General features: G+C 34.4%; 23 protein-coding genes. 8 read left to right on the top strand and 15 right to left on the bottom strand.

The window, feature by feature from the left end; translation table 11 throughout:
* Positions 1-181: 181 nt before the first annotated feature.
* Genes ACHRWY_RS17410 through ACHRWY_RS17380 form a run of 7 tightly spaced genes read left to right on the top strand, consistent with a single transcriptional unit; the run spans position 182 to position 4,315 of the window.
* Positions 182-805 carry a hypothetical protein gene (locus ACHRWY_RS17410; RefSeq protein ID WP_395356375.1) on the top strand — a complete coding sequence of 208 codons (624 nt, stop codon included), beginning with the start codon at positions 182-184 and terminating at the stop codon, positions 803-805.
* A 22-nt stretch (positions 806-827) separates the two neighbouring features.
* Positions 828-2,186: a 2TM domain-containing protein gene (locus ACHRWY_RS17405; protein ID WP_395356373.1), complete on the top strand. Its 1,359-nt coding sequence runs from the start codon at positions 828-830 to the stop codon at positions 2,184-2,186.
* A 2-nt stretch (positions 2,187-2,188) separates the two neighbouring features.
* Complete coding sequence (locus ACHRWY_RS17400; RefSeq protein WP_395356371.1) at positions 2,189-2,491, top strand: 2TM domain-containing protein; 303 nt, start codon at positions 2,189-2,191, stop codon at positions 2,489-2,491.
* Between the two features lie 2 nt (positions 2,492-2,493).
* Positions 2,494-2,823 (top strand): 2TM domain-containing protein, encoded by a 330-nt coding sequence (locus ACHRWY_RS17395; protein ID WP_395356370.1) that lies wholly within the window; start codon positions 2,494-2,496, stop codon positions 2,821-2,823.
* Between the two features lie 2 nt (positions 2,824-2,825).
* On the top strand, positions 2,826-3,131 hold the full coding sequence (locus ACHRWY_RS17390) for a 2TM domain-containing protein (RefSeq protein WP_395356369.1): 306 nt from the start codon (positions 2,826-2,828) through the stop codon (positions 3,129-3,131).
* Between the two features lie 15 nt (positions 3,132-3,146).
* Positions 3,147-3,518 carry a 2TM domain-containing protein gene (locus ACHRWY_RS17385; RefSeq protein ID WP_395356368.1) on the top strand — a complete coding sequence of 124 codons (372 nt, stop codon included), beginning with the start codon at positions 3,147-3,149 and terminating at the stop codon, positions 3,516-3,518.
* Between the two features lie 29 nt (positions 3,519-3,547).
* Complete coding sequence (locus ACHRWY_RS17380; protein WP_395356366.1) at positions 3,548-4,315, top strand: LytR/AlgR family response regulator transcription factor; 768 nt, start codon at positions 3,548-3,550, stop codon at positions 4,313-4,315.
* Positions 4,316-4,461: 146 nt separating this feature from the next.
* On the opposite strand, the gene ACHRWY_RS17375 is transcribed toward ACHRWY_RS17380, so the two are convergent.
* From ACHRWY_RS17375 to ACHRWY_RS17360, 4 genes are all read right to left on the bottom strand, one after another.
* Entirely contained in the window at positions 4,462-5,487 is a 1,026-nt protein-coding gene (locus ACHRWY_RS17375; protein ID WP_395356365.1) for a COX15/CtaA family protein, read from the bottom strand.
* 23 nt (positions 5,488-5,510) lie between these two features.
* On the bottom strand, positions 5,511-6,938 hold the full coding sequence (locus ACHRWY_RS17370) for a CCA tRNA nucleotidyltransferase (RefSeq protein WP_395356364.1): 1,428 nt from the start codon (positions 6,936-6,938) through the stop codon (positions 5,511-5,513).
* Between the two features lie 14 nt (positions 6,939-6,952).
* Positions 6,953-7,051: a GxxExxY protein gene (locus ACHRWY_RS17365; protein WP_395356363.1), complete on the bottom strand. Its 99-nt coding sequence runs from the start codon at positions 7,049-7,051 to the stop codon at positions 6,953-6,955.
* 109 nt (positions 7,052-7,160) lie between these two features.
* The gene (locus ACHRWY_RS17360; RefSeq protein ID WP_395356362.1) at positions 7,161-7,286 is read right to left on the bottom strand and encodes a GxxExxY protein; all 126 of its coding nucleotides are present in this window, start codon (positions 7,284-7,286) and stop codon (positions 7,161-7,163) included.
* Between the two features lie 404 nt (positions 7,287-7,690).
* Here ACHRWY_RS17360 and yaaA point away from each other — a divergent pair, with 404 nt between their 5' ends.
* Positions 7,691-8,449: a peroxide stress protein YaaA gene (gene yaaA / locus ACHRWY_RS17355; RefSeq protein ID WP_395356361.1), complete on the top strand. Its 759-nt coding sequence runs from the start codon at positions 7,691-7,693 to the stop codon at positions 8,447-8,449.
* Between the two features lie 295 nt (positions 8,450-8,744).
* On the opposite strand, the gene ACHRWY_RS17350 is transcribed toward yaaA, so the two are convergent.
* The 11 genes from ACHRWY_RS17350 to ACHRWY_RS17300 all read right to left on the bottom strand — a co-directional run bounded on the left by ACHRWY_RS17350 (position 8,745) and on the right by ACHRWY_RS17300 (position 20,212).
* The gene (locus tag ACHRWY_RS17350; protein ID WP_395356359.1) at positions 8,745-10,331 is read right to left on the bottom strand and encodes an MDR family MFS transporter; all 1,587 of its coding nucleotides are present in this window, start codon (positions 10,329-10,331) and stop codon (positions 8,745-8,747) included.
* A 4-nt stretch (positions 10,332-10,335) separates the two neighbouring features.
* Positions 10,336-11,415, bottom strand: coding sequence for an HlyD family secretion protein (locus ACHRWY_RS17345; RefSeq protein WP_395356357.1), 1,080 nt, complete (start codon positions 11,413-11,415; stop codon positions 10,336-10,338).
* 12 nt (positions 11,416-11,427) lie between these two features.
* Positions 11,428-12,756: a TolC family protein gene (locus ACHRWY_RS17340; protein ID WP_395356356.1), complete on the bottom strand. Its 1,329-nt coding sequence runs from the start codon at positions 12,754-12,756 to the stop codon at positions 11,428-11,430.
* The gene (locus ACHRWY_RS17335; protein ID WP_395356354.1) at positions 12,746-13,375 is read right to left on the bottom strand and encodes a TetR/AcrR family transcriptional regulator; all 630 of its coding nucleotides are present in this window, start codon (positions 13,373-13,375) and stop codon (positions 12,746-12,748) included. Before ACHRWY_RS17335 ends, ACHRWY_RS17340 begins: the two co-directional genes overlap by 11 nt.
* 134 nt (positions 13,376-13,509) lie before the next feature.
* Positions 13,510-15,192, bottom strand: a complete 1,683-nt coding sequence (locus ACHRWY_RS17330; protein ID WP_395356353.1) for a M1 family metallopeptidase — start codon at positions 15,190-15,192, stop codon at positions 13,510-13,512.
* A gap of 86 nt (positions 15,193-15,278) precedes the next feature.
* Positions 15,279-16,160, bottom strand: a complete 882-nt coding sequence (locus ACHRWY_RS17325) for a hypothetical protein (protein WP_395356352.1) — start codon at positions 16,158-16,160, stop codon at positions 15,279-15,281.
* A 27-nt stretch (positions 16,161-16,187) separates the two neighbouring features.
* Positions 16,188-16,949, bottom strand: a complete 762-nt coding sequence (trpA, locus tag ACHRWY_RS17320) for a tryptophan synthase subunit alpha (RefSeq protein ID WP_395356350.1) — start codon at positions 16,947-16,949, stop codon at positions 16,188-16,190.
* Positions 16,950-17,095: 146 nt separating this feature from the next.
* A complete protein-coding gene (locus tag ACHRWY_RS17315) occupies positions 17,096-17,833 on the bottom strand; it encodes a carbon-nitrogen hydrolase family protein (protein WP_395356348.1) in 738 nt (245 codons plus the stop codon).
* Positions 17,834-17,911: 78 nt separating this feature from the next.
* Positions 17,912-18,232: a gamma-glutamylcyclotransferase family protein gene (locus ACHRWY_RS17310; RefSeq protein WP_395356347.1), complete on the bottom strand. Its 321-nt coding sequence runs from the start codon at positions 18,230-18,232 to the stop codon at positions 17,912-17,914.
* Between the two features lie 153 nt (positions 18,233-18,385).
* Positions 18,386-19,567: a tryptophan synthase subunit beta gene (gene trpB / locus ACHRWY_RS17305; protein WP_056195987.1), complete on the bottom strand. Its 1,182-nt coding sequence runs from the start codon at positions 19,565-19,567 to the stop codon at positions 18,386-18,388.
* 12 nt (positions 19,568-19,579) lie between these two features.
* The gene (locus ACHRWY_RS17300) at positions 19,580-20,212 is read right to left on the bottom strand and encodes a phosphoribosylanthranilate isomerase (RefSeq protein ID WP_395356346.1); all 633 of its coding nucleotides are present in this window, start codon (positions 20,210-20,212) and stop codon (positions 19,580-19,582) included.
* Positions 20,213-20,317: the final 105 nt, after the last annotated feature.

Here is a 20,317-nt window from a genome sequence, read left to right as displayed (position 1 = left end):
CCTACTTTTGAAGTATAAATAATAAGTTGCTAAGATTTTAAGTCACTAAGAAAAGAACTTCGCTACTTAACTCTTTAAAAATCAGAACAACAAACAGCGTTTTAATCATCAATAAAAAAAACTTAGAGACTTAGATCTCAGAACCTTAAAAACTAAAAAAACAACCTTAAAACAAGAAATCATGACCAAAATTATTACAATGCTTACTTTATTTATTTGCAGTTTATTATCTGCTCAAACACAATTTGAACAAGGAATGGGAAAAGCTTTCGGGCTTTGGAAAGAAGGAAAAAGTACTGAAGCTTCGGCATTGTTTGAAAGAATTGCAGCAGCAGAAAAAACAAGTTATTTGCCTAATTATTATGTAGCCTTAATCAACACTACATCGGCGTTTAGTGAAAAAGACAAAACAAAGATTGATTTATTACTGACAAAAGCACAAGATGCATTAGATGTCGAATTGATAAAAGATCAAAACAATGCCGAGTTGTATGCCATGCAGGCTTTGATTTACACAGCCTGGGTAGTAGCGGATCCAATGACAAACGGAATGAAATATTCGGCTAAAGTGATGGAAGCTTACGCAAAAGGAAAAGCAATAGACCCAAATAATCCAAGAATCGTTTTTGGTGAAGCTGATTATCAGATAGGAGGGGCAAAATGGTCCGGTGTTGATACAAAACCATTATGTGCCCAGGTTGATAAAGCGATTGAACTTTTTGCTACTTTTAAACCAGCAACTCCTTTTTCTCCAAAGTGGGGATTAGACCGGGCTTTGGAAGTTCAGAAAAACTGTAAAAAATAAAATTAATCAAGTTGATAATATAATGAAAGATCATAGAAACGAATTTGCTGATTTAAAAAGTGGAACAATAATTTGTTTCAAGATTTCTATGGTCTTTACAGTAATATTCTCCGCTTTTTTAGGGGCAGATTTAAATATAAAAAACGTTGTTCTTACTTTTCTTTTAAGCTGCCTTTATTCTTTTGGACTTGGTTTAGGAAATGGTTTTTTAAGTGTGCTCTTAGATAGAAAATGGGATTGGCTGGAGCAGACTAATTTAAGGGTCTATTACGGAATTTTGGTTACAGTTTTATATACTGTCCCGGCTGTTTTAGGAATCAATTATATCATTTTTGTTTTAGTTCAGAATCTTCCAATAGAGAAGTTCTTCAGTGACAGAATGATTTGGAATCATGTTTTTTATATCATTTTATCCTTGGGAGTTTCGACTTTCCTTCAAGCCAGAAGTTTTATGGTAAAATGGAAACAGGCATCAAAATTTGAAATAACCCAACAAAAGATTATTGCAGGTACGGCAAATGCTAAATTCGAAAGTTTAAAAAATCAAATCGATCCGCATTTTCTTTTCAATAGTTTAAATGTTTTAAGTTCCTTAATTGAAGAGAATCCGGACAATGCGCAACGATTTACAACTTCTTTGTCAAAAATTTACCGCTACGTTTTAGAGCAAAAAGACAAAGAACTGGTTTCGGTTGAAGATGAATTGTCGTTCGCCAAAACGTATATGAATTTGCTGAAAATGCGTTTCGAAAATAGTTTGTTCTACGAATTGCCAACCACAAATATAAATCCGGATGCAAAAGTGGTTCCGTTATCGTTGCAGCTTTTACTGGAAAATACAGTAAAACATAATGTAGTAAGTGAACAAAAACCATTGCATATCAGAATTTTTATTGATGGGGATTATCTGGCCATTCAGAATGATTTTCAGAAAAAGGAAGTTTTGCAGGACAGGCAGGGTGTTGGATTGCAAAATATCGTCAATCGGTACGGGATTGTAACCAACAGAAAAGTATTGATAGAACAGAATGAGAAAAATTTCACCGTTAAAATTCCAATTTTAACCAAACAAATTACTGTTATGGAAACAAGTGCAGAATATAGTGATGAAAATAAGGCTTATTTCAGAGCTAAAAAAAGAGTAGAAGAACTAAAAGGTTTTTACGGGAATGTTATTTCATATTGTTGTGTAATTCCATTCTTAATTTTTATAAATTTGAGGTATTCTCCTGGATTTCAGTGGTTTTGGTTTTCTGCTTTAGGCTGGGGATTTGGAGTAGTAATGCATGCTTTTAAAGTTTTTGGTTACAGCTCAGATTGGGAAGAACGAAAAATCAGGGAGATTTTAGAGAGAGAAAATAACAAGCAAACCTGGAAATAAAGATGGAAACAAATTATACTCAGGGGGAACGCTATTATCAGGCTCAGAAAAAAGTAGCAGAAATTAGAAAATTTTACCAGCATTTGACGGTTTATCTGCTCTGCAACCCAATTGTAATAGTTGTAAACCTAATGACTTCACCAGGTTATTTGTGGTTTATATGGTCATTGATGGGCTGGGGAATGGCAATAGTTTTGCACGGATTGAAAGCTTTTGAATTCTCTCCATTTTACAATAAAGAATGGGAAGAACGAAAGATCAGGGAAATTTTAGAAAAAGAAGATAACAAACCAACCTGGAAATAATCATGGAGAACAGTTTTAGCAATGATCAGGAAGAATTTGAATTGCAAAAAATGGCGACCAAAAAAGTGGTTAAATTGAAAGCTTTTTATTCGCACATGTTTGTTTATGTTATAGGCGTGATTTTTTTTATCTTGAAGGAATATTTCGGAGTTCCGTTTAATTTCTTCCCTTTAAAACATATCAACCTGTTTGTAATGGCAGTCTGGACCGTTTTCTTCTTAGTTTCTGCAATAGACATATTTGCTTCTTTTAAAATTTTTGGAGAAGAATGGGAAGAACGTAAGGTAAAAAGTATCCTTGAGAAAAAAAATAAAAAAACAAAATGGGAGTAATCATGGAAGTAAATTTAAATGAAGAGGACAGATATTATCTGGCAAAAAAAAGAGTTGAGGAAATTAAAGGGTTTTACGGAAATTTAACGGCATTTATTGCTATAAATGTGGTTCTGATTTTTATTAATTTGTATACATCACCAGATCATTTATGGTTTTACTGGCCTTTAATGTGGTGGGGAGTCGGAGTTGTTTTTCATGGATTGAAAGTTTTTAAAGTATTTCCTGTTCTTGGAAAAGACTGGGAAGAAAGAAAAATCAGGGAATTGATGGAAAAAGAGAAAGAAGGAAGAAATAAATGGCAATAATTAAATCAAAATAAAATGGGACGACGATATAAAAAACAGATGTACGAAGAATACGGGCACGAGTTTAGTACAGACGAAAGCTTTAATTTAGCATATAGAAAAGTAAAAAGAATCAAAGGTTTTTACTCGCATTTAAGGGTATATTTTATAGTGAATATCATCATCATTATTTCGAGCCTGAATAAACCTTATGTAGATGGCCATTTTGTGATGAGAGGTTTTCAGAATTGGGAAATTTATTCAACAGCATTTTATTGGGGAATAGCGCTGTTGATTCATGCATTTGTGGTTTTTGGACCGGATGTGTTTTTTAGCAGGGATTGGGAAGAAAAGAAAATCCAAAAATATATGGAGAAAGAATCTCAGAATAAAAATAAATGGGAGTAATTTTAAATTCAATTTTTACCGCTTATTAAATGACCACATTAATTATAGAAGACGAAAAGCCAGCCGCAAGATTACTGCAACGAAAACTGGAAAAGTTAGATATTCCTGTAGAAACCATGCTGCACTCTGTAGAGGAATCCATTTATTGGTTCAGCAATAATGAACATCCTGATTTGATTTTTCTGGATATTCAGTTGTCAGACGGTTTATCGTTTGAGATTTTTGAAAAAATAAACATTCAGAGTGCTATTATTTTTACTACGGCTTATGATGAATATGCCTTAAAAGCCTTCAAATTAAACAGTATCGATTATCTTTTAAAACCTATTGACGAAGATGATCTGGAAGTAGCCGTTACTAAATTCAGAGCCAGGATCCCTAAAGCTAATGCAGGAAATCAAAACCTTCAGCTTGATTTTGAACAAATACGCCAAATGCTGTCAAATCCTTTTGAGAAGAACTACAAAAAACGGTTTACCGTTAAAATAGGACAGCATTTAAAAGTGATTAATACAGATGAAATCGAATGTTTCTTTAGTGAAAACAAAGGAACTTACATTCATACTTTCGACAATAGAAATTATCTGATAGACTCGACTTTAGAAATTCTGGAACAGGAATTAGACAAGAAGGAATTCTTTCGCGTAAGCAGAAAATATGTTGTTCCGCTTACTGCAATAAAAGAAATTCAGGTGTATACCAACTCTCGTTTAAAAGTAATTTTGCCTTCTTATAAAGAAGATGAGGTCATTGTAAGCCGAGAGAAAGTGCAGGATTTTAAAAATTGGTTAGGGTAATACCACAATCATTCCTGTAGCATTCAAAAAGGATCGTGAGCTGGATCTATTTTATAGGGGCAAATTTTAATCCGGTTTATGTTGGTATAGATTAAAAACAAAAAAATCCTTCAACGAAGGATTTTTTGTTTTTAAAAAGCTTTTTATTATTTACTCAATCGATGCAAAGTAAAAGTCATGGCGCTTAAAAGGAAGAAAGCCATAATTTGATGAATTAATCCTAAAGCCAGAGGAACACTATATAAAAGTGTAAAAACACCCAATGCAAATTGGATAAATACAAAAACAACTAAGGTTTTTACTCCGTTTTTTTGAGTTCTTGAAAGCGAAAATTTTGTGCTTTTGTAATATAAGAAAAGGATAAAAGCAACCACAACATAAGCAAAAGTCCGGTGTACAAACTGAACACCACTTTTTCCTTCAATTAAGTTTTTCACCAAAGTAGATTGTTCGATAAAAACAGAATCATGAATAAACTGTCCGTCACTCATTAATGGCCAGTGATTGTGTATTAAACCGGCATTTAAACCTGCAACAAAGCCACCGTAAATAATTTGAATCAACAGCGCTATCAAAGCAAAACGTGCAATATTGCGAAGCGGGACAATTTTGTTGAAATTTCTTTCCGGATAAATTAAATCCAATGCTACCCATAAGGTATAGGCAAAAGTAATAAAGGCGAAAGTAAGGTGTAGCGAAAGCCTGAAATGACTAACATCAGGATTGTCAATTAATCCGCTACGAACCATGAACCATCCAAGGAAACCCTGAAAACCTCCCATTGCCAGAAGAACGATACACTTTTTGATGGTGTCACGATCCAGTTTTTTTCTGATTAAGAAATAAACAAAAGGAACAAAGAAAACCAACCCAATGATTCGGCCAATAAAACGGTGAAACCATTCCCAGAAGTAAATAAATTTATAATCGGATAATTGAAAATCATTGTGAATGTTAATTTTTTGATACTCAGGGAATTTCTTATATTGTTCGAAAGCTTCGTTCCATTTAGCATCCGTCAATGGCGGAAAAGTATCGGTTACCAAATGCCAGTCCGTCATTGATAAACCTGAATTAGTTAGTCGGGTAATTCCTCCCACAACAACCATTAAAAATAATAAAACACAGCCTGATAGCAACCAAACGATTACTGATTTATTCTCTTTTTTCATTTTATAAAATAATACTTATTTCTCTATACTTTTTTTAAGCCTAGTTTTTCAGCTCTCTTAATAACAAAATCGTAAGCAGCCTGATATTCATTTGGAATATCTCCCTCTAAAATGGCTTCTTTTACGGCTTCTTTTAAAATTCCAATTTCGCGTGAAGGTTTCAAATCAAATATTTCCATAATTTCTTCTCCTGAGATTGGCGGTTGAAAATTACGAACATGATCGCGTTCTTCTACTTCGACAATTTTCTTACGGACAATTTCAAAGTTTTTATGGTATTTTTTAAACTTCGACGGATTTTTGGTTGTAATATCCGCTTCGCATAAAGTCATCAGGTTTTCAACATCTTCGCCTGCGTCAAAAACCAAACGGCGAACAGCACTGTCGGTTACAATATCCTCTGCCAAAACAATCGGGCGTGAACTCATAACAACCATTTTTTGCACAAATTTCATTTTGTGATTGAGCGGCATGTGCAGGCGTTCGAATATTTTTTTAGCCATTTTTCCGCCTAAAAACTCATGTCCGTGAAAAGTCCAGCCTTGTTTTTTATTAAAACGTTTTGTTGGTGCTTTTCCGATATCATGCAGCAAAGCAGACCAGCGTAACCAGACATCATCTGTGTTGGGGCAAATATTATCGACTACTTCAAGTGTGTGATAAAAGTTGTTTTTATGTGTATGACCTTCAATTTCTTCCACCTGATTGAGCGCCGTTAGTTCGGGCAGAATAATATCTAAAAGCCCGGTTTGGTACAAAAGTAAAAAACCGATTGAAGGTTTAGGCGTAGAAAGAATCTTGTTCAGCTCGTCTACGATTCTTTCGTCGGAGATAATTTTAATACGATCTGCATTTTTTGTGATGGCATTCAACGAATTTTCTTCAATTTGAAAATTCAACTGCGTTGCAAATCGAATAGCACGAAGCATTCGCAAAGGGTCATCAGAATAGGTAATATCCGGGTTTAAAGGTGTTTTTATCGTTTTGCTCTCCAAATCTGCCAAACCATTAAAAGGATCAGAAAGATCTCCAAAAGTTTTTTCGTTTAGCGATAAAGCCAAAGCATTGATGGTAAAATCACGGCGATTTTGATCATCTTCCAGAGTTCCGTTTTCAACAATTGGGTTTCGGCTGTCAAAATTATAGGACTCTTTTCGGGCTCCTACAAATTCAATATCCGTATCTTCAAAACGCAACATGGCTGTTCCGTAAGTTTTAAAAACCTGTACTTTTGGTTTTTTAGGAAGCAATTCAGATACTTTAAGAGCCAATTCAATTCCGCTTCCCACTGCCACAACATCAATGTCTTTTTTAGAACCGCGATTTAAAAGTAAATCCCGTACAAAACCGCCAATAACATAGCTTTCAACGTTGAGCTCCTGAGAAGCTTTCGAAATTATTTCGAAGATTTTATTTTGTAATGCAGTTTTATAGTTTGTTTGTATAGCCACGAATTCACTAATTTTTATAAAATAATACGTTTGTATTCAAGTGAGACAGAATTAAAGTTTGCTAAAAGTGCCAAATGCGTTTTAGAAACTTTTAGATAATTTAGACATTGCAAATAGGTTTGAGATGTAAAAAATCACTTGATTTTATTTCAAGTATAATTTTATCAAACAAAACAAAATCAGCATAAAATATCTGATTCTATAGTGTGTCTCTATAATTTACTAAATATTCTTTTTCTCTTTTAAATGGAATATCTGCTTTCTAAATTCATGTTCTAAAGCGTCTTTATAAACGATTTCAGAAAAACCTCCACCTAAATTTCTATGAACATAAAATAAAATTCTCATTTTTGATAACTTTCCGGTTGATATAATATTGGGTCATGATCTAATTTTTTTTCGCCCCGAATTCACGGCTAATTATTTAGAATCCAACTTTCAATTTTATATTGAAATGTTATTTAGAATTTTATAGCTGCAAATTTACAACATAGAAAACGCCTTTTATAATCTATTGTTGACTTTTTTGAACAAATTGACAGTTTGAAGTGCAGAATTTTATCAAAATAGAAATGGTTGCCACGAATAACATCAATTTGCACGAATCTTATTGGGTTTATAAAAATAAAAATCCGGGAAATTTGTAGAATTCGGGACTAAAAAAACATTTATGGCGCTATCAAACAAATCAATTGTGATCTCTTATTTTTAGAAATTCAATTTGTATTTTTGAATTCTATAAAAACGCACAAATGAAAATTGTTATATCGCCGGCGAAGTCTTTAAATTTCGAAAAGGAATTACCAACTACCCAATATACAGAACCATCTTTTTTAAAAGAAGCACGTCAGGTGCATAAAGTTTTAAAGGAAAAAAAGCCTGCTGAATTGTCTGAATTAATGTCAATTTCGGATAAATTATCAGACCTGAACTGGAAAAGAAATCAGGACTGGAAAACGCCTTTTACACCACAGAATGCACGTCCGGCCATTTATACTTTTGACGGAGATGTTTACACAGGTTTGGATGCTTATACAATTCCGCCGGAAAAATTAGAGGTGCTGCAAAGTAAACTTCGAATCTTATCCGGGCTTTATGGGGTTTTAAAACCATTAGATTTGATGCAGGCCTACCGTTTAGAAATGGGAACGAAGCTTCCTGTTGGGGAATATAAAAATCTGCACGAATTCTGGAAGCCAACCGTTACCAAATCATTAAATAAAGAATTAGAAAAAGGAGAATTATTCGTGAATTTAGCGAGTAACGAATATTTTTCGGCAGTGGATGTTAAAGCTTTAAAAGTTCCTGTAATTACACCGGATTTTAAAGATTACAAAGACGGAAAATTAAAGATAATAAGTTTTTTTGCTAAAAAGGCAAGAGGCATGATGGTACGTTATATTATTGACACCAATGCTGAAACGATCGATGATTTAAAAGGTTTCGATTATGAAGGTTATCATTTTGATGCCAATCTTTCAGAGGGAAATCACCTGGTGTTTACGAGATAGTTTTTTTTGAGGGGCAAAGATGCAAAGATTCAAAGGGACAAAGGTTTTGTTGTGATCTGAAAAAACAGCGTCGCGGATTTCTTTGGAGTTCAGAAATTCATGTCGCAAATTTTCAGGTTTGTCGTCGTAATAAAGAGAGTCGGAGACCTGGACCCTATTTTAGGGAGGAACTTCAAATTTTTCAAATGGCAAATGATCATTTCAGATCTAAATTTATATTTCCGAAATTTTATAAATAAAAAAAGCCGGGTTAACTAAATAGCCCGGCTTTTTCCGTATTATAAATCAATTATTATTAATGCATTGCATCAGCAGGATTAATCTTGTTCTTTCCTTTTTTAATGAAAAGGATGATCGGTATACAACATAAAAACATTATTCCTAAATACATGAATATATCCATGTATGCCATTACGGTACTTTGTTTCATTACGGAATATTCAAGGGCCTGATATGCTTTTTTAAGGGCAACATCGGCAGAATATCCTTTAGACATAAATGCTCTTTGCATTCCTGCAATACGCTGTTGAACATCATATTTTGCAGGATCTAAATTGGTTAATAAATCTACACGGTGTTCCTGGCTTAAACGGGTGATAAAAGTGGTAATAATAGCGATACCAAATGATCCTCCTAATTGTCTCATCATTCCGGTAAAAGCAGCACCTTCACCAATATGTTTTCCTTTTAAAGTAGAAAGAGAAAGTGTTGTAATAGGTACAAAAAGTAATCCTAAACCAATCCCTCTTAAAATTAAAGGCCAGTACATATGTTCTACACCAGTATCAGGTGTCATACGGGTTTGCATCATAAAAGTAAAGAAGAAGAAAACTAAAAATCCTACTCCAACCATATATCCCTGCGGTACCCCTTTCTGAATCATATTACCCACAAAAGGCATCATAATTGCCGTTGTAATCGAACCCGGAATCAATAATAACCCCGCATCAGTTGCTGTCCATCCTAAAATAGATTGCGTATAGATTGGGATAATTAAAGTAGATCCGTATAGACCGAAACCCAGGATAAAACACATTACGGTCCCAATTCTTAGATTTCCATCTTTTAAAACACTTAGGTTTACAATGGGGTGTTTATACGTGAGTTCTCTCCAGATAAACAGGACCAGTCCTAAAACCGTAACAACACTTAAGGTTACAATTAAAGAGTCGTTAAACCAGTCATCTTGCTGACCGTGTTCTAATACGAATTGCAAAGATCCAATAAAGGCACTTAGCAAAATGATTCCCCACCAGTCTACCTGATTGGCTTTTAATTTCTCTCCGTATTTAGGACTTCTTACGAAAGTAATTGCTAAAATTGTAGCGATAATTCCTAATGGAATATTGATATAAAAGATATAAGGCCACGAATAATTATCTACTAAATATCCTCCCAAAGGCGGACCTAAAGTTGGCCCCACAATTACACCCATTCCGTAAATCGCTTGCGCCATTCCACGTTTTGCTACGGGATAACTTTCGGTAATAATGGTTTGGGCTGTTACCAGCAAGGCACCACCACCCATACCCTGTACGAACCTAAAAGCTACAAGTTCCCAAATATTACTGGCATTACCACACAAAAAGGAGCAGACTGTAAATATTATGATAGAAGCCACAAAATAATTACGTCTTCCAAATTGCTGCGAAAGCCAACTCGTCATCGGAATTACAATAACATTCGCAATTGCGTATGCTGTAATTACCCAGGCCACATCAGTCAAAGTAGCGCCAAGGCTACCTCGCATGTCTGTTAGCGCTACGTTTACAATCGTTGTATCTACAATTTCTAACAGTGCACAAAGTACTGCAGTAATCGTAATGATCACACGTCTATAACCGTATTCTACTAAATCGTCATCTGCTTGTACTGCTGTCATTATTTTATTTTAAATGTACATCTACATCAACATTCATCCCTGGTCTTAGTAATTTCACTTTTTCTGGATCGTTTGATTCGTCTAAACTGATTTTTACCGGTAATCTCTGAATTGTTTTTACGAAGTTACCTGTTGCATTATCAGGAGGTAATAATGAAAAACGAGATCCTGTTGCAGGAGAAAATGAAGTTAAAGTACCTTTAAATTCGTAGTTTGGATAAGCATCAACTTTTAAGCTTACTTTTTGTCCCACAATCATTTTGTTTAATTGTGTTTCTTTAAAGTTAGCTACAACCCATGCTTCGTTATTGTTGATGATATAAAATAAAGATTGTCCCGGCTGAACCAATTGTCCCGGCTGAATATCAACTTTAGAAACCTGACCATCGATTGCTGCAGTTACTACAGTATAGCTAAGGTTTAAGTGCGCAACATCTAGCATTGTTTTTGCTTTTTTGATGTTAGCAGCAGCAACTTCTGTTTGTTTATCTGAAACTTTTGATTTAGATTGAATTACCGATTTTTGGTAAGAACTTGCTCTTTGTTGTTGTTCTAAAACACGTACCTGGTTTTCAGCTTCTTCTTTTGCAGTCTGGGCCTGCTCAAATTGTTGTTTTGTAATTGTATGTGTCTTGTACAAATTATTGTAACGGTTGAAATCGTTTGTAAGCTGTCTCAATCTAATTTTTGCACTTTCGATAGAACCACCTGCAGATCTCATATTGGCATCAGAAACAGAGATGCTTGCATATGCACTTCCAATATCAGCTTTTGCAGCTTCGTATTGACCTTCAGCACCTAATAAAGCAGCATTGGCTTCGTCAATTTTTAATTGATAATCTCTTTTATCGATAGTAAATAAAGTATCTCCTTTTTTTACAAAGTCATTATCTTTTACATACACTTTACTAATATATCCGGATACTCTTGGAATAATTGGATTCATTTTTTTCTCAATTTGAGCATCATCCGTTTCTTCGTGCGCTAAAGAGTGCATGTATTTTGTTATTCCGTAAGTTCCACCCACTAAAATCAATACGGTTAGTATAATGATGAATTTAGTATTTGTTTTTTTCTTTTCCATGAGAGCTATCGATTATATTTTAGAAAGATTGAATGATTGAGATAATTGTCCTGAGACTGAAAGTAATTCGTAGTATTTTTGAATAATAGTAGCTTTAGATAAAGCTGTATTTATTTTAGCACTTAAATGCTCCACATCAGCTTCAACTAAATCATTGGTATCTGATAAACCGTTATCAAATTTATCTTTTACAAGTCTGTAGTTTTCAGCAGCTTGTTGCAATGCTTCATCATATACCACACTTTGATTAATTGCCAGGTCGTAATCTTCGATAGATTTTTGAACCTCAACTTTAATACGATCCGTCATTACAGCTTCGGTGTTTTTTACTTCAGTTGCTTTGCTTTCAGCAGCTTTGACATTTGCACTGTTTTTTAGGATTCCTGATAAATCATAAGACAAACCAAGTCCAAAATTCATGGCATATTTTACAGTAATGAAATCTTTAAGGTCTAACGCAGTGTAGCCACCTAATAATGAAATTGAAGGGTAATAACCTGATTTTGCAATTTTTACATTTGCTTCACTGGCTTTTTGTTGAAAGCGAATGGCTTCTAAATCTTTTCTGTTTTCCAGTGCCAGTACATCCGATGTTGGTGCATTGCTGGTTTTTAGATTAAAGAAATCAGCTTCGTTAACCTGAAGTTTTACACTTGGCTCTAATTTTAATAAAGTCGTAAGGTAGAAGTTAATGTTATTGATGTTGTTGTTGGCTTCATCAATAGATAATTGCGTTTTTGAAACCAGTAACTGAGCTTTCAATAAATCATTTCTCGGAATGATTCCGTTTTTCTCTAATTCTGTAAAATCAGTAACACGTTGTTTGGCTTGTTTCTGATTCTCATTTAAAAGATCTAAAGTTTTTTGTGCTTTGTACAAGGCAGTGTAATACGTAATTACGCGTAAGGTAACATCTTCTTTTGTTTTGGCAGCGTAAGCACTTTCAGCTTCGTATAAGTTATCAGAAGCTTTAATGCTATTTTGAATTTTAAATCCTGCAAATATTGGTAAGCTAAGATTTGCCATTCCTAGCATTGCCTGATCCGGAGATGGCATTGGGTCAGAACTGGCCTGATCACCGCTATTGTGCATGTCGATTGAAGCTTTTGTCAATCGCTGGTATTGTCCGGAAATCTTCAAATCCGGATACTGATTGTTTCTGACTTCTTGTAATTCGTATTTTTTTGTGTTTACCTTAGTATTGGCAAGAGTAACCTCGTTACTTTTTTCCCAGGCCATTTTCACGGCTTCGTCTAAGGTTAAACTTGTTTTTTCTTGTGCTTCTATTGATGAAATTCCAATAAAGAAAATCCCAAAGAGCATTAATTGATTAATTTTCATAAACAAGTAGAGCTTTTATAGTTTGTTGAATGTGCTTTGTAAGACTGGTTTTAATGTAATCATTGTACATCGCTTCTGTTTTTAGATTCAATAATTCTTCGAAGAAAGGTTTGTTCATGTGAAAATGAAAAAAGGTTCCAATTATAGTTGGCGTAATGAGCGGAATAATAACATCTTTCCTGAAAACTCCTTTTGCCTGACCCTGAGCTATAATACTTTCAACAGATTTTAGATTTCCTTTCTTCAATTCTGTAAAGGCAATAAAGCTCTTTTCTCTCTTTTTTGCGTTGATTTCAAAATGTAAAACTCTGAAAATCCCTTTATTACAACTTATTCTGTTAATGTAAATTTCGATTAATTTATTGACTTTTTCAATAGGTTCGAGATTTTCCTGTAATAAATTTTCGAGTTGTAATTTTAAATCAGAAGTTTTGTAGATAATTAGGGCTTCTAGTAACCTTTCTTTAGAACCAAAATAATACGATACCATTGCAATATTTATTTTTGCATGTTTTGAAATATCTCGTATCGAAGTTCCTTCGAATCCTTTTTCAGAGAATAGCTTTTCGGCAACCTCAAGAATCTGAATTTTTTTATCGTTTAATTCGAAGTTTGACATAGTATTGTTTCTAATCGGGTACAAAATTAAACAAGCGTTTAAATTAAACAGTTGTTTAATTTTGTTTTAACATAATTTTAACAGAAAACCGTATAGTGAATTTGTGTTTGATATAAAGCCTAATTAGATTCCCACTACTTGATTTCTTTAGTGTTTATATAAAAATTAATGTCAACTTTTATGGGGGCTTTAAGATTTTGTTTTTCTGTTTTAAATGATTTCCATGTCGTTGTTGGATAAATCCAGATATCTTTTGTCCAGCTTGTTTTGATCGGCATGGCAAAATTCTCATTACAATTTGAGTACCGATAAGTCAATTCATCATTAGCTGTCTGATATTCAAAAACCGGAACATTCCTGGTTCGTAAATATTGATCAAAAAGATATTTGAAGTCAATTCCTGCTGTTGAACTGATATAATTTTCGATCTGATTTGTTGTAACAACCTGATGATAGAAAGTGCTGTTTAAACCTTTTAGTATTTCCTGAAATTTTGCATCGTCATTTATAATCGTTTTAATCATGTGTAGAATTGCCCATCCTTTTACATAATTATCCTGACTTCCGTCTTCATTTATTCCGTATCGTGCAATGATGGGTTTATCGTTTTCTATTGTTCTGAACCTCCCTGACATAAATTCGTTACCGGCTTGTTTTCCGGATATATCAGCTATAACAAGTTCCTCGGCTAAACCTGCAAAACCTTCCTGGATCCATCTGTCGGCTATATCTATTGCTGTAATATTGTTGCCAAACCATTCGTGCGCTATTTCATGAACAATAATTTTATCTGTTTTTTTACCCCAGCCTGTATTAGAAATGTCTCCGCCTTTTTTATTGGTTCCTTTTTTGTATGAACTGCCGTATGCAATCGCGCTTTGATGCTCCATGCCAATGTATGGTGCATCTACTATTTTAAATCCGTCTTCATAAAATGGATAAGGGCCAAACCAATGTTCTAAAGATTTTAAGGTAGTATTTACCTCGGGAATCATATGATTTTCTGCTTTTGGTTTGTTGTAATCAAGAATCCAGTAATCCAGGGATAGATTTCCTTTTTTGCCCTTATAAATTTGGCTGATGTTTACATAGCTGCCTGCATAAAATGAAATAGCATAATGGCTTATAGGATTTCTAACTTCCCATTTATAAGTTAAAGTATGATCCAAATTTTTGGTTTTGCTTTTTAAACGTCCATTTGCAATGGCCACTAATGTATCCGGAACGGTAACAGAAATTCTGGCTCCTTTATCCGGTTCATCATACATTGTATTTTTGCAGGGATACCATAAACTGGCTCCTTTATATTGGCAGGCAACCGACATCCAGGGACGATTTAATGAATCCCTGGCCCAAACTAAACCGCCATCCCAAGGAGGTTTTATAGAGGCTGTGGGTTTGCCTGAATAATATATTAGGATCTTATTATGTGTAGAAGTTTGATTTTGTGGGATTTTTAAATACCAAATATTCTGGTCCTGAGTATAATGAATTTTTTTGCCTTTTTGAAAAACACTGTCGATTTTAAGCGGGCTTACTAAATCAATTTGCATTAAGTCTGAATGCTTTTTGTTTGTAACGCGATACTCAATTGTATTTGTTCCTGTTAATGTTTTATTGCTATAGTCAGGTTTAATAGCTAAGTCGTAATGTTGAATATCCCACCAAATTCGTTCGGGAGTAATAGAACCATTCAGGGTATCTTGTCTGGTTGGGATATTCAATATTGGGTTTTTCTGGGCTTGCAGTGAACAAAAAATCAGATTGAGAATCAGAGAAAAAAGTAATTTATAGGTAATTATCGAATGTTTCTGCATGACACGGATTTTGCAAGGGATTAAAAATCAGTGTAAATTACATTTTATTCACGAATTTCTGCAATTTTTGATAAGGATTACAAATCTTATTCTTCACTTATAAATTTCTTTTCATAAGAAACCAAAATTTTCTCCATTGTAGTCAAAAATTTAGCTTTGTTGAAATCCTTAGGTTTTTTATCTAATTGATCCACATCATTAATGGCTTCTATAATAGTATCTTTTAAAACTTTGAACTGATCGTTAGCTCCTAAATCTTTCAGCTTGTTGTAGTCAAATTTCTTTACCATTAATAAGTAATTGAACTTTTTCCCGAATCTTTTCAGATTAATCATAGGTTCCATAAAGTTGGCATGGTCCCGTGTAAAATCAAAGATTTCATACCCCAGATAAAAGTACTTTATCGAAGTTCCAAAGGTCTGCCCGGCTAACTTTGTATGGATAAAACGTTGAATCTCATTTAAATCATAGTAGATCTTATCTTCTCTGATTCCTAAACTGCTTGTTACAACAAATTTGAATCCGATAGGATCAAATTGTTTTACAATAGTTTTTGGATCGTGACGAATTAAAAATTTGCTTTTCGATAGATATGCTTTGTATTCTTTAAAGAAAATTTTAGACTGAAAAGTTTTGGGCAGCGCCATTTTTTCAGCCAAATATTTGATCATTAATAATGATGCATTGAGAAGCAATTTGATTTTTCCGCTTTCGTCTGCATCTTCAAAGATTTTTTTGTCAATATGCGATGATAAATGTGCGAAACCCATAAACAAAGAATCTTTCTGAATTTCATAATTGACTTTGTTCTCCATATAAATATCAAATTGAAAAGAATTGATTTCTATACCATAGTTTTTGTCTTCAATAAAATTAAGAAAGATATCTGAGGCTTGCTGCTCCAATTCTTCAAATTTGCTTTTCCCTTTGTTCGGATTAATTAAAAAAGAGCATTTATACTTATTCATTTATATGTTTTACAGAATGTTATCTAACTATCTAATGGCGCTCACAAATTCATTAATTTTTTTGGAGCCGTTTTCGCTTAAATGTTTGATAAAAGCACTTCCGATAATCGCACCTTTTGCAAATTTAGTTGCCTGATTGAATGTTTCCTTGTTCGAAATTCCGAAACCAATAATTTGTGGGTTTTTCAGGTTCATGTTTGAAATTCTTTCGAAATAATCCTCCTGGATGTTTCCAAAACCAGATTGAGATCCCGTAACACTTGCAGAACTTACCATATAAATAAATCCGTTTGAAACGCTGTCGATAAAGCGAATACGTTCGTCTGAAGTTTGTGGCGTAATCAGGAACACATTGATTAATCCGTGTTTTTCAAAAATAGCTTTGTATTCATCTGCGTAAACGTCAACCGGTAAATCAGGAATAATTAAACCGTCGATTCCAATTTCGGCACATTTTTCACAAAAAGCTTCTACTCCGTATTGTAGCATTGGATTGAAGTATCCCATAATAATCAACGGAATTTTTACGCTTTCGCGGATGTTTTTCAACTGATCGAAAAGAATTTGAGTGGTCATTCCGTTATGAAGCGCCTGAGTAGAACTCGCCTGAATTGTTGGTCCATCTGCCAAAGGATCACTAAAAGGCAAACCAATTTCGATTAAATCCACCCCATTTTTTTCTAAATCCTGAATAATCTGAACCGTATCATTGAGATTCGGATATCCAGCTGAAAAATAGATCGAAAGTATCTTTTTATCTTCTTGTAATTTTTGAGTTATTCTGTTCATTGTTTTTATTTTTTTTCTCCTAACAGGTTTTAAGAACCTGCCAGGTGTTTTATAATTTTTATTTTTTTTTGCCACTCCTGAGCTATGGGGATAAAAAGATTTTAATGATTTAATCTGTGAGAATCCATGTAATCTGTGGCATTTTTTTAATCGGTAATAATGGTACTTGTCCAATTATCAGTATGCTTTTCTACAATTAACAATCCGGAATCTGAATCCTTCATTTGGGCAATAAGTTCTCCTTTAGTATTCCAAAAAGCACTTTGTCCTGCTGAAGGAGAGCCCCAGGATTCTCCGCTGAAATTTGACATTAAAACATTCATTTTATGTTTTTGGGCATAGTTTTGTAAATCTCTGTAAGCATTCGGAATTCCGTTTGGCGAAAAGAAAATACTGGCAATATAAATATCAGTTTCCTTTTTAGAGGCATTTTCCGGATGCAGCGAATTATCAATGTCAGCGCAGATGGCAAACGAAATCTTTTGATTCTCAATTTCAAGCATCGGATTATAATCAAAAGAAGAGTGAAAAAACGAATCTTCGCCCTTATGCAAGAATTGCTTTGTATAAATCTTAACTGAATGATCCGGAGAAATAATAAATTCTCCAATAAACAATTCAGATTCTATTTGAATGGGCGCTCCGGCAATAATTATGATATTATGATCGACTGCTAATTTTTGTAGATGACTCAAACGCGAATCATCTTTTTTGAAAGCCAATTGCTGAGCATTTTCTCTTTCATAGCCTGTCATCGACATTTCCGGAAAAGCAATTAATTGCGCTTTATTTTGCGCAGCCAATTCTATAAGGCGATAGTGATCTGCTAAATTAGCATCAATATCGCCTCGTGTTGGTTGTGTTTGTGCAGCCGCTAGAATCATTTTTTTTTACTTCTGATAGTATTCTGTTATCCTAATAGGTTTTTGAAACCTTTTAAGTATCCGTTTATTGATCTGTAATTATTTATTTTCGATATAAACCCAGGCAGCTGTTCCGGATTTCAAAGTGACCTGAACTCTTTTGTAGGCATTAGATTCGAATATATCTACTTTAGCTAAATCTGAAGCCAAAATATTAAAAGCAACACCGTGTATAGGATCTGAAGAATCTGCGCTGGCTACCGCTACAACATAGTCTGCCATTCCAAATTCTTCTTCAATTTGCAGACTTTTTAGTTTATAGCCCAACAGCTGGTCAGGAGTTCCCGTGAGGACTTTATTAAAAAGCTGCATTTGAATTTGTTTCGATCTTAATGTTCCGTAAGAGAATAATTTTTCCATAATTGCTATTTTTCTCGTTGTTTGTTTTTGCGTTAGGGATTACTTCACTTAGTATTATTTGAGTTCAGTGAACTTCGTTTGAGGCGGTATCCTTTTGCCAGTGAAGCAAAAGACATAGCCGAAAGCCCGCGCGAAGGGAACGCCAAATTAATCTTATAATTTAAAATAATCGATATAATTGTCTAAATCTTTATCGCCACGACCAGAAAGACTGATTACCACAATATCGGTTGGTTTGAATTTCTTTTGATCTAAAACGGCAAAAGCATGTGCACTTTCGATTGCAGGAATAATACCTTCTAATTTAGTCAGTTGTAAGCCTGCGTTCATGGCGTCATCATCAGTAACTGAGAAAAATTCTCCACGCCCTGTTTGTGCCAAATGCGCGTGCATTGGACCAACTCCGGGATAATCCAAACCGGCAGAAATTGAATACGGTTCTGTAATTTGCCCGTCAGGAGTTTGCATTAAAAGCGTTTTACAACCGTGAATAACGCCTACTTTTCCTAATTTACTGGTTGCGGCACTATGACCGCTGTCAACACCTTTTCCGGCAGCCTCAACAGCAATAATCCCCACTTCAGGTTCGTGTAGAAAGTGATAATAAGTTCCTGCTGCGTTACTTCCGCCACCAATACAAGCGACTACATAATCAGGATTTTCACGTCCTTCTTTCTCTTTTAACTGCCATTTTATTTCCTCCGAAATGACACTCTGGAAACGTGTTACCATATCGGGATAAGGATGTGGCCCAATTGCAGAACCAATAATGTAATGTGTATCAACAGGGTTATTAATCCAGTCACGAATGGCTTCATTAGTGGCATCTTTTAAGGTTCTTGAACCCGAAAGTGCCGGACGAACCTCAGCGCCCAGCATTTTCATACGCGCTACGTTTGGTGCCTGACGTGCAATGTCAATTTCACCCATATATACAATACATTCCAGTCCCATTAAGGCACAAACTGTTGCAGTTGCCACACCGTGCTGACCAGCTCCGGTTTCGGCAATAATTCGCTTTTTACCCAAACGCTTTGCTACTAATATTTGTCCAATCGTGTTGTTGACTTTGTGCGCTCCGGTATGATTTAAGTCTTCTCTTTTTAAGTAAACTTTGGTATTGTATTTTTCAGACAGACGTTTTGCAAAATAAAGCGGACTCGGACGTCCAACGTAATCTTTAAGCAGTTGGTCAAACTCGGCTTTAAAATCGGGTTCGCTTGTTATTTTTAAATAGTTCTGGCGTAATTCTTCTACGTTTGGATACAACATTTCAGGGATGTAAGCTCCTCCAAATTCTCCGTAATATCCTTTTTCGTTGACGTTAAAATTCATTTTATTCCAATTTTAAAAGTTGGCAACATCAAATTTTCGTTTGAAATTGCTAAATAGATTTTTGTTTTTTAGCCCGGGTTCGATTTCAAATTTACTATTTATATCGACTGCATAAATAGGAAGATTTGTTTTTGAAATTTCTTCGATAGCTTTTAATTCGTTAATTCCGATGCCGCCACTTAAAAAAAACGGTTTATCTGAATTGTATTTTTTTAATATCGTCCAGTCAAAAGTGGTTCCGTTTCCGCCGGGTAATTTTCCTTTGGTATCAAACAGAAAAAAATCAGAAACCGGTTCGAAAGGTTTTATAACTTTAAAATCAAAATTTTCATCGGCTGAAAATACTTTTATGACTTCAATTTTCTTCGGTAATTGCTTTTTTAGTTCGGATAAAAATTCAACAGATTCATTTCCGTGTAACTGAACGGCTTGTAAGTTGTATTTTGTTACTTTTTCCAGAATTTCTTCCTGACTCTGATCGACAAAAACACCCACTTTTTTGATGGTTTTGATCAATTCCGGAATGGTTCCGTTAAAGTATCTCGCGGACTTTTCCCAGAAAATAAATCCCATATAATCGGGTAGGAGCGTGCCTACTTCGAGAATGTTTTCCGGATATTTCATGCCGCATATTTTGAGTTTCATTGTACTGTTTTTTTTACCGCAAAGGGCGCTAAGTTTTTTATATTTTGATTGTATTTAAAAAACGCTGAGTTCGCAAAGTTTTGTGTTTGTTTTGTCACGAAGGCG

The sequence above is a fragment of the Flavobacterium sp. FlaQc-48 genome (assembly GCF_044007335.1).
Taxonomy (GTDB): domain Bacteria; phylum Bacteroidota; class Bacteroidia; order Flavobacteriales; family Flavobacteriaceae; genus Flavobacterium.
This window is presented reverse-complemented; position numbering and strand designations above follow the sequence as displayed.

Excerpts from the sequence above, each read along its gene's own strand:
- ACHRWY_RS17410 (WP_395356375.1), top strand. The coding sequence starts at position 182 with ATGACCAAAATTATTACAATGCTTACTTTATTTATTTGCAGTTTATTA.
- ACHRWY_RS17405 (WP_395356373.1), top strand. The coding sequence starts at position 828 with ATGAAAGATCATAGAAACGAATTTGCTGATTTAAAAAGTGGAACAATA.
- ACHRWY_RS17400 (WP_395356371.1), top strand. The coding sequence starts at position 2,189 with ATGGAAACAAATTATACTCAGGGGGAACGCTATTATCAGGCTCAGAAA.
- ACHRWY_RS17395 (WP_395356370.1), top strand. The coding sequence starts at position 2,494 with ATGGAGAACAGTTTTAGCAATGATCAGGAAGAATTTGAATTGCAAAAA.
- ACHRWY_RS17390 (WP_395356369.1), top strand. The coding sequence starts at position 2,826 with ATGGAAGTAAATTTAAATGAAGAGGACAGATATTATCTGGCAAAAAAA.
- ACHRWY_RS17385 (WP_395356368.1), top strand. The coding sequence starts at position 3,147 with ATGGGACGACGATATAAAAAACAGATGTACGAAGAATACGGGCACGAG.
- ACHRWY_RS17380 (WP_395356366.1), top strand. The coding sequence starts at position 3,548 with ATGACCACATTAATTATAGAAGACGAAAAGCCAGCCGCAAGATTACTG.
- ACHRWY_RS17375 (WP_395356365.1), bottom strand. The coding sequence starts at position 5,487 with ATGAAAAAAGAGAATAAATCAGTAATCGTTTGGTTGCTATCAGGCTGT.
- ACHRWY_RS17360 (WP_395356362.1), bottom strand. The coding sequence starts at position 7,286 with ATGAGAATTTTATTTTATGTTCATAGAAATTTAGGTGGAGGTTTTTCT.
- yaaA (WP_395356361.1), top strand. The coding sequence starts at position 7,691 with ATGAAAATTGTTATATCGCCGGCGAAGTCTTTAAATTTCGAAAAGGAA.
- ACHRWY_RS17350 (WP_395356359.1), bottom strand. The coding sequence starts at position 10,331 with ATGACAGCAGTACAAGCAGATGACGATTTAGTAGAATACGGTTATAGA.
- ACHRWY_RS17345 (WP_395356357.1), bottom strand. The coding sequence starts at position 11,415 with ATGGAAAAGAAAAAAACAAATACTAAATTCATCATTATACTAACCGTA.
- ACHRWY_RS17340 (WP_395356356.1), bottom strand. The coding sequence starts at position 12,756 with ATGAAAATTAATCAATTAATGCTCTTTGGGATTTTCTTTATTGGAATT.
- ACHRWY_RS17335 (WP_395356354.1), bottom strand. The coding sequence starts at position 13,375 with ATGTCAAACTTCGAATTAAACGATAAAAAAATTCAGATTCTTGAGGTT.
- ACHRWY_RS17330 (WP_395356353.1), bottom strand. The coding sequence starts at position 15,192 with ATGCAGAAACATTCGATAATTACCTATAAATTACTTTTTTCTCTGATT.
- ACHRWY_RS17325 (WP_395356352.1), bottom strand. The coding sequence starts at position 16,160 with ATGAATAAGTATAAATGCTCTTTTTTAATTAATCCGAACAAAGGGAAA.
- trpA (WP_395356350.1), bottom strand. The coding sequence starts at position 16,949 with ATGAACAGAATAACTCAAAAATTACAAGAAGATAAAAAGATACTTTCG.
- ACHRWY_RS17315 (WP_395356348.1), bottom strand. The coding sequence starts at position 17,833 with ATGATTCTAGCGGCTGCACAAACACAACCAACACGAGGCGATATTGAT.
- ACHRWY_RS17310 (WP_395356347.1), bottom strand. The coding sequence starts at position 18,232 with ATGGAAAAATTATTCTCTTACGGAACATTAAGATCGAAACAAATTCAA.
- trpB (WP_056195987.1), bottom strand. The coding sequence starts at position 19,567 with ATGAATTTTAACGTCAACGAAAAAGGATATTACGGAGAATTTGGAGGA.
- ACHRWY_RS17300 (WP_395356346.1), bottom strand. The coding sequence starts at position 20,212 with ATGAAACTCAAAATATGCGGCATGAAATATCCGGAAAACATTCTCGAA.